Consider the following 12,014-nt stretch of genomic DNA (forward strand, 5'->3'; position numbering starts at 1 on the left):
CTGCTCATCCCCTGGCTCCGCCCCAATATCGGGCACATAGCGTTTTTTCGCTAAGATAGATTTAATGACACGATGGGTAAGCAAATCAGGGTAACGTCGAATTGGCGAAGTAAAATGTGTATAAAGCGGATAAGACAAGCCAAAGTGCCCACCATTTTCTGGGCTATAAATTGCTTGCTGCATAGAGCGCAAACACATGGTTTGAATGATCTCGAAATCCGTACGCCCACGTGCCTGATCAATCAACCGCGCATAATCGGCGGTTGTTGGCTCATCGCCCCCATCAAGATGTAGGCCTAGCGTACGCAAATAGTCCCGAAACAATTGCAGCTTTTCTGTTGTAGGGCTTTCGTGCACCCGATAAAGGCCGCTACGCTTGTGCCGCGTCATGAAGTCTGCCGCACAGGTGTTGGCCGCTAACATAAACTCTTCGATAAGCTTATGCGCATCATTTCGTACCAACGGCTCAATGCGCTCAATGCGCCCGAGCTCGTTACTGATGATTTTGGTTTCTACCGTATCAAAATCAATCGCTCCTCGGTCTTTGCGCTGAGCCAATAACATCTGAAAAAGCTCGTAGCTACTTTGCACCATAGGCAATAACGCGCCAAGCGATTGAGCAATAGGACCTGTCGGCTGTTGGATAGCTTCCCAAATTTGCGTATACGTAGTGCGTGCATGCGAATGAATGACCGCAGGATAAAACTGATAGGCGGTAATCCGGCCAGCGCGTGCGCCCTCGCCTGGAATCACCATATCGCACACCAGAACCAAACGATCCTCTCCTGGGTTCAAGGAGCAGATTCCATTGGATAACGACTCTGGCAACATAGGGATCACCCGTCGTGGAAAATACACGCTCGTGCCCCGTTCAATGGCATCTTGATCAATCGCATCATTAGGGCGCACATAATGGCTAACATCTGCAATAGCGACCAATAAACGCCAGCCCTTACGATAAGTCTTCCCCCGTCCTACATTGATTTGCTCACAATACACCGCATCATCAAAATCTCGTGCATCTTCGCCATCAATGGTAATAAATGCCAAGTCACGTAAATCAATGCGGTTTTTGTAGTCTGCGGGGCGTAGTTGCTGCGGGATTTTGGCTGCTTGTGCCAGGGTCTGCTCGGAAAAATCCACCGGAACATCAAATTTGCGTACCGCAATTTCAATTTCCATACCAGGGTCATCAATTTCCCCTAGCACCTCGATAATTTTACCTTGGGGTTGCAAGTGACGCGCCGGCTGCCGTGTGATTTCCACCGTCACTACTTGTCCTGGTTTAGCCCCGTTAATATCAGCAGGGGCGATAAAAATATCGTGTTTAATGCGTTGGTCTTCTGGGGCAACCGTATAGATACCCTGTTCTTTATGCAAACGCCCTACCAAGCGATTTGTTGCACGCTCTAAGACCTCTACAATAATGGCCTCGGGCTTGCCACGATACACCCCATTTGCGCGCACCAGCACCCGGTCGCCATGAAGCACCCGCATCATTTCACGGGGAGATAAAAATAAATCCGGCGTTTGCCCGTCATCACGGATTAAAAAACCAAAGCCATCACGATGGCCTTGGACCCGCCCAGAGATAAAAGCTGATTTCTGATTCAAACGAATACGCTCTTGTGCGTCAATGTCAATTTGCTCATCTCGCTGCATGGCGGCTAAGCGGCGCTCAGCACCCACCGATATCGGATAAGCAATGCGCAATTGCTGCGCGAGTTGTTCTAAGGTAAGCGGCTGCGTTTGCTCACGCAAGCACGCTAAAATGTCCTCACGGCTGGGGACATAAGGATCAAAGTCGGGGGGTAATTCATACCGGTCCGCACCTTCGTCCATATTCTGTTTAGATGTCGTCATTTTTTTGGTCAAAGGGGACTTCCATTTTTAAAAGACTAAGTTTATAATTTTTTGGTTGCATTTGCCCAGATGGCGGAATTGGTAGACGCGCATGGTTCAGGTCCATGTACCGCAAGGTGTGGAGGTTCAAGTCCTCTTCTGGGCACCACCTTTTTTCGAATTTCAACGCCCATGTAAGCGCTCTTGTGCTCAAGCAAAACCATGGGGCCAGCTCGAAATCTCAAATTACAGTATACATGAGTTGATATGCCAAAAAAGCATCTCAACCCTATTTTACTTTCTTCTAGCGCATTCTCTTTGCTGCTAAAAAAGATCGTTTTCGTCGCAAAGCTGTCGTTAAAACCAACTATATTTTTATAGCTAGATAACACCACAGCGCCTTCTCACACTCACCATATTTACTTCTCTTATTTAACCATAATCCGGTTAAAAGCTCTCTTTCTACCTGTTCACTTTTACGCTCTTTGTACAATATGTTGTGCATTCTCTGCATTTTTGCGACAAGAGCTGTGGTTTTTGGTAAAAAACTAACCCTTAGTAGAAAAACATGCTTTTATTGGTTTTGTCCCTATAAATAGACTATTCTAGTTACAACTAAATCACACTAATCGGTATATTCATTTTTATTTAGAGGCACATCATGAGGATAGGAATCCCCAAGGAGACACTACCCGGTGAGACACGTGTTGCAGCGACGCCTAAAACGGTTGAGCAACTCGTTAAGCTCGGCTATGAAGTTTTAGTAGAGCATGAAGCGGGTAAAACAGCACATCTAGAAGACCACGCCTACGCCGAAGCTGGCGCCAGGTTAGTGGATCGGAATGACGCATGGGCATGCCCCATCATATTCAAAGTCAATCCACCCAGTGATGCTGCGGTAGATTTGCTGCAACCTAATACCATTTTAATTAGCTTTTTTTGGCCCGCATTAAATGAGAAGCTTCTCCAAAAGCTTCAAGATAAGCGCATTACTGTACTTGCGATGGATATGGTGCCACGCATGTCCCGCGCCCAAGCGATGGACGCCTTATCTTCTATGGCAAATATTAGCGGGTATCGGGCTGTGGTAGAAGCTGCTAGCGAGTTTGGACGCTTTTTTACTGGCCAAATCACTGCCGCCGGACGCGTGCCCCCTGCTGAAGTTTTAGTCATCGGAGCAGGTGTTGCTGGCTTATCAGCGATTGGCGCGGCTATGCAATTGGGTGCGATCGTTAAGGCTTTTGATACACGCCTAGAAGTCGCTGAGCAAATTGAATCCATGGGAGGCGAGTTTCTTAAGCTGGACTTCCCTATCCAAGACAGCGGTAGCGGAGACGGCTATGCCAGTACCATGAGCGATGAGTTTATCGCTGCTGAAATGAAGCTTTTTGCCGAGCAAGCTAAGCAAGTCGATATTATTATTACGACAGCGGCTATCCCTGGCAAAGCCGCACCGGTTTTAATCACCAAAGAAATGGTCGACAGCATGAAACCTGGTTCGGTCATTGTTGACTTAACGGCGCCCACGGGTGGGAACTGTGAGTACACCGTGGCAGACAAAATGATTGTCACTGACAATGGCGTAAAGGTGATCGGTTATACCGACCTAGTGAACCGCCTACCGGGTCAATCGTCTCAACTCTACTCCACCAACTTGGCTAACCTTGCCAAGCTCATGACCCCTAATAAAGATGGGGAAATGAAACTGGATTTTGAAGACCCGATCGTGCGTAACATGACGCTAACCCATGATGGTGAGCTCATGTACCCCCCGCCACCCATTCAGGTGTCAGCCGCTCCCGCAGCACCTAAAGCCAAACCTGCTGCAGCCATCAAAAAAGAACCACCCAAACCCACGCCTCTTTGGAAAAAACTGGTGCCGCTTGGGGTGGCAGCCCTCTTTTTCTTATGGTTAGGTGCTAATGCGCCAGCCGCTTTTTTAAACCACATGATTGTTTTTGTGCTTTCATGTGTAGTGGGTTATTACGTGGTGTGGAACGTTACCCATTCTCTGCATACGCCGCTTATGTCCGTTACTAATGCCATTTCAGGCATCATTGTAGTCGGTGCGCTCTTACAAATTGGTCAGGGTAATTGGTTTATATCCATTCTGGCTTTTATCGCGATCCTCATTGCCAGCATCAATATTTTTGGCGGTTTTTACGTCACACGCCGCATGCTGAAAATGTTCCGCAAAGACAACAACTAAGCGCAGGAGTTAAACAACTATGTCTCAAGGTTTAGTCACTGCAGCTTATATTGTTGCAGCCGTCCTTTTTATACTGAGCTTGGCGGGTCTATCGCGCCAAGAGTCCGCTAAAAACGGGAATTACTTTGGTATCGCCGGTATGGCAATTGCTTTAATTGCCACCATCTTCAGTGATAGCGCTTCCGGCTTTGCTTGGATTATCATTGCCATGGCCATCGGTGCCGTCATTGGTATCTATAAAGCGCAACGCGTAGAAATGACGCAAATGCCCGAATTGATCGCGCTGCTGCATAGCTTTGTGGGTATGGCAGCCGTTTTAGTTGGGTATAACAGCTATTTGGATGCCCATAATGTGCCAGCCGATATGCATACCATTCACTTGGTCGAGGTCTTTATCGGTGTCTTTATTGGTGCCGTCACGTTTACAGGATCCATTGTGGCCTTTGGTAAACTCAATGGCAAAATTCCCAGCAAACCCCTTGCTTTGCCAAACAAGCACTTGTTGAACCTTGCCGCGATTGTGGTATCCGTACTGCTTTTAGTTTGGTTCATGAAAGTGGATGGCTCAATCTTCCCATTACTGCTCATGACCCTTATTGCTTTTGCTTTTGGCTGGCATTTGGTCGCAGCGATTGGGGGCGCCGACATGCCGGTTGTGGTTTCTATGCTGAACTCCTACTCCGGCTGGGCTGCCGCCGCCGCGGGCTTTATGCTAGAAAATGATTTGCTTATCGTTACCGGTGCTTTGGTAGGCTCTTCTGGCGCGATTTTATCCTACATCATGTGTAAAGCAATGAACCGCTCCTTTATTTCTGTGATCGCAGGCGGTTTTGGTAGTGATGGTAGCACTAGCCAAGCAGAAGAAACCGAAGGAGAGCACCGTGAAATCCAACCAGCAGAGGTAGCCGACCTGCTCAAAAATGCTTCTTCTGTAATTATCACCCCCGGTTACGGTATGGCCGTTGCTCATGCACAAAACGCCGTGGCTGAAATCACCAGCATTTTGCGTCGTGATGGTATCAATGTCCGCTTTGGTATCCACCCCGTTGCGGGACGTTTACCTGGGCATATGAACGTACTCTTAGCTGAGGCCAAAGTCCCCTACGATATTGTGTTAGAGATGGACGAAATCAACGAGGACTTTGCGGATACCGATGTGGTATTAGTGATAGGAGCAAATGATACCGTTAACCCCGCTGCTGCCACAGACCCTCATAGTCCGATTGCAGGCATGCCCGTTTTACATGTCTGGGAAGCCAAAAACGTAGTGGTATTTAAACGCTCGATGAGCTCAGGCTATGCGGGTGTTCAAAACCCCTTGTTCTTTAATGACAATACTTTTATGTGCTTTGGCGATGCGAAAGAAACCGTAGAACAAATCCAAAAGGCCCTATAAGTCCTGCTATGTTCAGCCTTAGCCCCTTGGTCTCCAAGGGGCTTTTTTTTATCCTAGTAGTTGATTCTGGGGCAAATGGCGTGCCTGACCAAAGCCCGCGACCAATCGTCCTTGTGTGGGCGAGAGCGCCACTAAATTAAAATCCTTAAAATCAAACAAAAAAGCCATATCGGGAAAGCGCTGAATATACACGCTTTGTGCTGGCTCCCACTCAGGCGATGATTTGGATAAAAACCGAGCTTGCACCTGATAGCTGACGCGAGCCAAATCATGGACTGGCTCACCTACACGCTCCGCGGCACAGACTCCAATCGAGGCCAAGGGACGAGCTTGTAAATGCTGTGTATGTGCAGCTAAAGCACTAATATGGATCAACAATGTATGCGTTTGCTTACACACTGCAAACGGTACCGTTGAAATAAACGGGTGTCCTTGTTCATCCAGAGTAGCTAAACTAGCAATACGCTGCTGCGTTAACAAATGCGCTAATACGACCTGCCAGCTCGATGAATCTGTCATGTTTTTACCTTTATGCTATGGTTGCTTGAGTTAAACTTATTTGCTTTGATTACTGTTTTGCTCATGCAACATCGTATCCAACAACGTCTGCAACAACAACACGCGCACCAGCGCTATCGCCAACGTCCGCTCTTAACCGGACCTCAAAGCGCACAAACCACCTTGGGGCAGCAAGCGGTGGTTAATTTCAGCGCTAATGATTATTTAGGTTTGGCCAACCACCCCAAGGTCATTCATGCTCTACAGCAAGGGGCAGAAAAATGGGGCGTAGGCGCCGGTGCAGCGCATTTAGTATCTGGGCATTTGTCACCCCACGAAGACCTAGAGCAAGCTTTAGCCTCTCTGACAAACCGCCCTCGCGCCCTGCTGTTTTCGACTGGCTATATGGCCAACCTAGCAGTTATCAGTAGCCTTATGGAAAAAACGGATACTGTGCTGCATGACCGTCTTAACCATGCGTCTTTACTTGATGGTGGGCGCTTGGCGGGTTGCCGTTTCTTACGCTATCAACATGTGGATATGGATCACCTGCAACAGCGCCTACAACGCGCAAAAGGTAAAACGCTGATTGTTAGCGACGGGGTATTTAGCATGGATGGTGATATCGCCCCCCTGCGCGAACTGGCTCATATTGCCCAGCAACATCAGAGCTTATTGATGATTGACGACGCCCATGGCTTCGGTGTGCTCGGTCAAAAAGGTGCGGGTAGCATAGAAGAAGCCGCCTTAACCACAGACAAGGTTCCCATTTTAATGGGGACCCTAGGTAAAGCGCTAGGGACCTCTGGGGCTTTTGTCGCCGGTGATACCGCACTGATTGAGTACCTGATCCAGTTTGCACGGCCTTATATTTATACTACCGCCTCTTCGCCCGCACTAGCTTATGCTAGCTTAGCAGCATTAGAGTTGTTAGAACAAGAAGCCTGGCGACGTCAGCACTTGCAGTCACTGATCCAGTACTTTCAATCTCGGGCACAACACTATGCGCTTCCCGTTATGCCCAGTCGTACTCCAATTCAGCCTATTGTGATTGGAGATAACGCACAAACGATGCGGCTCGCTCAAGCACTGCAGGCGCATGGTTTTTTAGTGGGGGCGATTCGTCCGCCCACCGTGCCCGAGGGCTCGGCCCGCTTACGTATTACCTTAAGCGCGGCTCACCAACCTGAACACATTGACGCGCTGTTAATGACCTTACAACGCTTATGGAAACCTCACTCATGACCCCGATTTATTTACTTAACGGCTGGGGCATGAATCAACATGTGTTGACACCCTTACAACAAGCACTCAAACTCCCTGAGCAACAGCTACTTTGCATGCGGGATTATATCGCTAAAGATCTAGCTCATAGCCTACAGCATTTGCGCGCACGCATCCCCGCACAATCCATTGTTATTGGTTGGTCGCTAGGGGGCATGCTAGCCCTGCAATTGGCTTTATCGCACCCCCTACGTGCTGTCATCACCCTAGGTAGTAACCGGCAGTTTATCGCTCAACCCGATTGGCCAGAAGCCATGCCGCTTGCTACCTTTAGGGCGTTCTCCTCCTCGCTGCTTTCCCAGCCCGAGCGAACTCTGCACCATTTTTTGCGTCTGTGCACCCAAGGCGATCGCGCTTTACGCCAACTCGGCACTCAATGGATCGACACGCACCTCACAATCCAAGATCTACAAGTAGGTCTGGACTACTTAGCACAAATCAATAATGCTACGCCTCTACGTGCCGCTCGCCCATTACAACTCCATTTTTATGCTACGCAAGACGCGCTTGTCCCCTTAAGCAGCATGCAAAGCCTAAAGCAACATTACCCACACCATACCTATCACAGCGTACCAGCTAGTCACGCAATGGTGTACAGTCACGCTCAAACTCTGGCTGCATCAATCACCCAATGGATACATCAACACGCGCTATGAGTAGCTATTGCCAACATAAGCAAGCGGTCGCTCAACGTTTTTCGGCCGCTGCCACAACCTATGATCGCGTCGCCCACTTACAGCGAGAAGTAGGAACAGACTTAATCGGCTTACTGCCTCGCCCTATCGCTGCGGCACCATGGGTGCTTGACCTTGGTGCTGGCACAGGTTATTTCAGCAAAAAAATCAAAGCCATGTATCCGCAAAGCACTCTCGTTGCTGTGGACCTCGCCCAAGGCATGTTGCAGTACGCAGCCCAACAGCAGTGCGCTGATGCCTACCTATGTGCCGACATGGAACAAATCCCCCTTCGCACAGCAAGTGTGGATATCATTTTTAGTAGCTTAGCGGTGCAATGGTCACTCAATTTTGCACAAACACTTAATGAGTGTGCACGCATTTTACGCCCAGGAGGGTATTTTTTATTCAGTAGTGTGCTTGAGGGCAGCCTCTACGAGCTCAAAAACAGCTGGGCTCAAGTCGACGATGCGCAACATGTAAATCATTTTCGAACGGCATCGGCCTATACCCAACTTTGCCAAGCCAGTCCCCTTGCCATACAACACTTACATACCCAAGAGTATGTGTATTTTTATGATCATTTACGGCAATTGCGCCATGAGCTAAAACAACTCGGGGCCAATCACCTGCATGCAGGACGACGCCCTCACTTGGCCGCCAAAGACCGTTTACAACGATTACAAGCCGCGTATGATACCTATAGACGACCACAAGGCTTACCTGCCACGTGGCATATTATTCACTTATTACTTAGAAAACCATCATGAGCAATCCGGCTTTTTTTATAACTGGCACTGATACCGATGCCGGTAAAACCACCATTGCCGGCGGTTTGTTATACGCCGCCCAGCAACAGGGGCTAAGCACGCTTGCCACCAAACCAGTGGCCTCTGGCTGTTCGCTAAGCCCTGAGGGCTTACGTAATGCTGATGCGCTGCATCTGCAGGCTTACTCCACCGTCTCTGCCACCTATGAGGAAATCAACCCTTTTGCCTTTGAGCCTCCGATTGCCCCACATATCGCAGCCGCCAAAGAAAATCACTTGCTTAACACGGCCAGCCTACTGCCTAAGGTTCAAGCAATCTTAGCCAAAGGGGCGGATTTTACTTTAGTAGAAGGTGCCGGCGGGTGGCATGTGCCTTTAAATCAAACGGAAAGACTGTCCGATCTCGCCTTGCAACTCCAGCTTCCTGTAATTTTAGTCGTAGGAATTCGTTTAGGCTGCATTAACCATGCGTTATTGACCATGGATGCTATCCAACACGCCGGGTTACCTTTAGCCGGTTGGGTAGCGAATCAAATCGAACCGCATACCGAAGCCGCCCAAGAAAACATTGATTGTTTAAAAATAAGCATGCGTGCCCCGTGTTTAGGGGTAATTCCTCATCAGCCACATCTAACAGCGGCGGATGTCGCACAACATATAGATTTATCTCCTTTATTGTCAAAAGCATGAACAACGATCTTAACGCTCAATGGATGCAACGTGACTTAGCTGTGCTCTGGCACCCTTGTACTCAAATGAAGGATCACGAGTGTATCCCCTTAATCCCGATTCAACGCGCCCAAGGCCTTTATTTAGAAGACTTTAATGGAAATCGTTATCTAGATGCGATTAGCTCTTGGTGGACGACTTTGTTTGGGCATTGTCACCCCTACATTAATGAGCGCATCAAAGCTCAGGTCGACACTTTAGAGCATGTTATGTTAGCGGGCTTTAGCCATCAGCCGGTTATTGAGCTTTCCGAGCGCTTAGTTCACATCACGCCCACGGGCTTAAATCGTGTTTTTTATGCTGACAATGGTTCCTCAAGTATTGAGGTGGCGCTAAAAATGAGTCTGCATTATTGGCGCAATCAGGGCCAAAGCCAAAAAACCCGTTTTGCCACTATTACGAACGGCTATCATGGGGAAACGATTGGTACCATGTCAGTCGGCGATATCCCGCTTTATACCGATACCTACAAAGCGTTGCTTTTTGATAGCATCAAAGTCCCTACCCCTGACTGCTACTGGCGTGAAGCGGGCCAAAGCTGGGAGGACTATAGCCGCCATATGTTTACCCATATGGAAAAAGCGCTTGCTGAGCATCACCATCATATTGCTGCGGTTATCCTTGAGCCTTTAGTGCAAGGGGCTGCAGGCATGCGTATGTATCACCCCGTTTATTTATCTTTATTACGCCAGGCCTGCGACCGATATAATGTACATTTAATTGTGGATGAAATTGCAGTGGGCATGGGGCGTACGGGGACATTGTTTGCCTGTGAACAGGCCCATATCACCCCCGATTTCATGGTGCTTTCCAAAGGGCTTACCGGTGGCTACTTGCCTTTAGCAGCCGTGCTTACCACCGACACCGTCTACGAAGCGTTCTATGACGACTATGAAAAACTCAATGGTTTTTTGCATTCGCACACGTACACAGGCAACCCCTTAGCTTGTGCCGCTGCCCTAGCGACCTTAGACTTAATTGAGCAAGAAAACATCATCCAAAAAAACCAACAAACAGCGCAATACATGGCACAAGCCACGGCACACCTTCATGATCACCCACATGTTGCCGAGGTACGCCAAACTGGCATGATTCTTGCTATTGAAATGGTCAAGGACAAAGCAAGCAAAACCCCATTTGACTGGCGAGAACGCCGCGGGCTACGTATCTTTAATCACGCTCTTAGCCAAGGCGTATTATTACGTCCCCTAGGAAATGTGATTTATTTTATGCCCCCGTATATTATCGAGAAATCACATATCGATCTTCTCGCTCAGGTCGCCAGCGACGGTATTGATCTAGCCGTACGCTAACCCAAAGCTGGCTCCATGCCAGCTTGTTTAGCCATTACGCACAAAATGTGCTTTAAAACGTTTACCTTTGATGCCATGACGCAACAAGCGATCTAAGGCTAACGCTGCCACTTCTGTTGCGATGGCGACATGACTCACCACCATCCCGACCTGTATTTTGCCGACATGATCTTTATCTAAGCCGGCATCACCAGTTAGGGCTCCCAAAATATCACCGGGGCGTAATTTATCCCGCTTCCCCCCAATGATGACAACCGTTTTCATGGGAGCGCTATGAGGGCGCGCTTGGCGGCTTGCTGGCGGCAACACACCCACCCCAGTATCAATCCCAGCTTGCTGTAATAACTGAAGCAACGGCTTATCTTTTGCCTCAAAAAAGCTTAAGGCAACCCCCGTTTGATCGGCTCTTCCGGTGCGCCCAATGCGGTGGATATAACTTTCCACTTGATGTGGTAGCTCCACATTGATGACTACCGGCAGCCCCTGAATATCTAGGCCTCGTGCAGCCACATCCGTAGCCACTAAAATTGAGCAGCTATGATTCGCAAACTGGATTAAGACCTCATCCCGTTGCCGCTGATCTAAATCCCCATGTAAAGCCAGAGCGCTAAAACCTAGACTACGCAAATAATCGCACAGCTGATCGCTCACCAGTTTGGTATTACAAAACAATAAAGCAGAAGTAGGCTGATGGTGCAACAGTAAACGAACCACGGCATCAAAGCGCTCCTCTGCCGCAACAGCATAAAAATAATGTTGCACTGGCACGCTTGTTAATTCGGTTTGCACTTGTACATGGATCGCATCCCGTACAAAACGCGTAGCGTCCTTATCCACATGATCGGGGTACGTCGCAGAAAATAAAAGCGTTTGCCGTTGACGCGGGCATAGCGCCTCGATGTGAGACATCTCGTCGTAAAAGCCCATGTCAATCATACGATCGGCTTCATCAAGCACTAACATCGACACCGCGGACACATCCAAGCTTTGTCTTTCTAGATGATCCAGCACACGACCTGGCGTTCCTACCACAATATGAACCCCGTGGGCTAAAGAGTCGGCCTGGCGTTGCACTGGCGTGCCACCCGTTAGGGTCATAATTTTACAGTTAGGCATAGCACGCGCCAGCTGGCGCATTTCCTCGGCTACCTGCGCTGCGAGCTCTCGCGTAGGGCACAGCACCAAAGCCTGAGGCTGTCGTAGCGTGGTATCCAGCTGTTGTAAAACCCCCAACGCAAACGCAGCGGTTTTACCACTCCCTGTTTTGGCTTGAGCAATCACATCACGGCCTTCTAGAATA

Annotated in this window: 10 protein-coding genes and 1 tRNA gene; 8 read left to right on the plus strand and 3 right to left on the minus strand. The window is 48.9% G+C overall.

Features of this window, described 5'->3' with window-relative positions; genetic code table 11:
* On the minus strand, positions 1 to 1,863 hold a 1,863-nt coding region (gene rnr / locus Q1V74_RS05940; protein WP_300647485.1), incomplete at its 3' end, for a ribonuclease R.
* Between the two features lie 63 nt (positions 1,864 to 1,926).
* On the opposite strand from rnr, the gene Q1V74_RS05945 reads away from it, so the two are divergent.
* The 3 genes from Q1V74_RS05945 (at position 1,927) to pntB (ending at position 5,447) form a co-directional block, all read left to right on the plus strand.
* Positions 1,927 to 2,011, plus strand: a tRNA-Leu gene (locus Q1V74_RS05945).
* A 492-nt stretch (positions 2,012 to 2,503) separates the two neighbouring features.
* Complete coding sequence (locus Q1V74_RS05950) at positions 2,504 to 4,051, plus strand: Re/Si-specific NAD(P)(+) transhydrogenase subunit alpha (protein ID WP_300647486.1); 1,548 nt, start codon at positions 2,504 to 2,506, stop codon at positions 4,049 to 4,051.
* Between the two features lie 19 nt (positions 4,052 to 4,070).
* Complete coding sequence (gene pntB / locus Q1V74_RS05955) at positions 4,071 to 5,447, plus strand: Re/Si-specific NAD(P)(+) transhydrogenase subunit beta (RefSeq protein WP_300647487.1); 1,377 nt, start codon at positions 4,071 to 4,073, stop codon at positions 5,445 to 5,447.
* Positions 5,448 to 5,495: 48 nt separating this feature from the next.
* Here pntB and Q1V74_RS05960 read toward each other — a convergent pair whose 3' ends face one another.
* Entirely contained in the window at positions 5,496 to 5,966 is a 471-nt protein-coding gene (locus tag Q1V74_RS05960; RefSeq protein ID WP_260649714.1) for a pyridoxamine 5'-phosphate oxidase family protein, read from the minus strand.
* 63 nt (positions 5,967 to 6,029) lie between these two features.
* On the opposite strand from Q1V74_RS05960, the gene bioF reads away from it, so the two are divergent.
* The 5 genes from bioF to Q1V74_RS05985 are packed head-to-tail and all read left to right on the plus strand — an operon-like array spanning position 6,030 to position 10,714.
* The gene (gene bioF, locus Q1V74_RS05965) at positions 6,030 to 7,190 is read left to right on the plus strand and encodes an 8-amino-7-oxononanoate synthase (protein ID WP_300647488.1); all 1,161 of its coding nucleotides are present in this window, start codon (positions 6,030 to 6,032) and stop codon (positions 7,188 to 7,190) included.
* Positions 7,172 to 7,885 (plus strand): alpha/beta fold hydrolase, encoded by a 714-nt coding sequence (locus tag Q1V74_RS05970; RefSeq protein WP_300647490.1) that lies wholly within the window; start codon positions 7,172 to 7,174, stop codon positions 7,883 to 7,885. The genes bioF and Q1V74_RS05970 overlap by 19 nt, the downstream gene beginning before the upstream one ends.
* The gene (gene bioC / locus Q1V74_RS05975) at positions 7,861 to 8,673 is read left to right on the plus strand and encodes a malonyl-ACP O-methyltransferase BioC (RefSeq protein WP_300647491.1); all 813 of its coding nucleotides are present in this window, start codon (positions 7,861 to 7,863) and stop codon (positions 8,671 to 8,673) included. Before Q1V74_RS05970 ends, bioC begins: the two co-directional genes overlap by 25 nt.
* A complete protein-coding gene (bioD, locus tag Q1V74_RS05980) occupies positions 8,670 to 9,362 on the plus strand; it encodes a dethiobiotin synthase (RefSeq protein ID WP_300647492.1) in 693 nt (230 codons plus the stop codon). Before bioC ends, bioD begins: the two co-directional genes overlap by 4 nt.
* Positions 9,359 to 10,714: an adenosylmethionine--8-amino-7-oxononanoate transaminase gene (locus Q1V74_RS05985; protein WP_300647493.1), complete on the plus strand. Its 1,356-nt coding sequence runs from the start codon at positions 9,359 to 9,361 to the stop codon at positions 10,712 to 10,714. Before bioD ends, Q1V74_RS05985 begins: the two co-directional genes overlap by 4 nt.
* 27 nt (positions 10,715 to 10,741) lie before the next feature.
* Here the strand turns inward: Q1V74_RS05985 and dbpA are convergent.
* On the minus strand, positions 10,742 to 12,014 hold a 1,273-nt coding region (gene dbpA, locus Q1V74_RS05990), incomplete at its 5' end, for an ATP-dependent RNA helicase DbpA (RefSeq protein WP_300647494.1).

The sequence above is a fragment of the Paenalcaligenes sp. genome, from assembly GCF_030152715.1.
In the GTDB taxonomy this organism is placed as follows: domain Bacteria; phylum Pseudomonadota; class Gammaproteobacteria; order Burkholderiales; family Burkholderiaceae_B; genus Paenalcaligenes; species Paenalcaligenes hermetiae.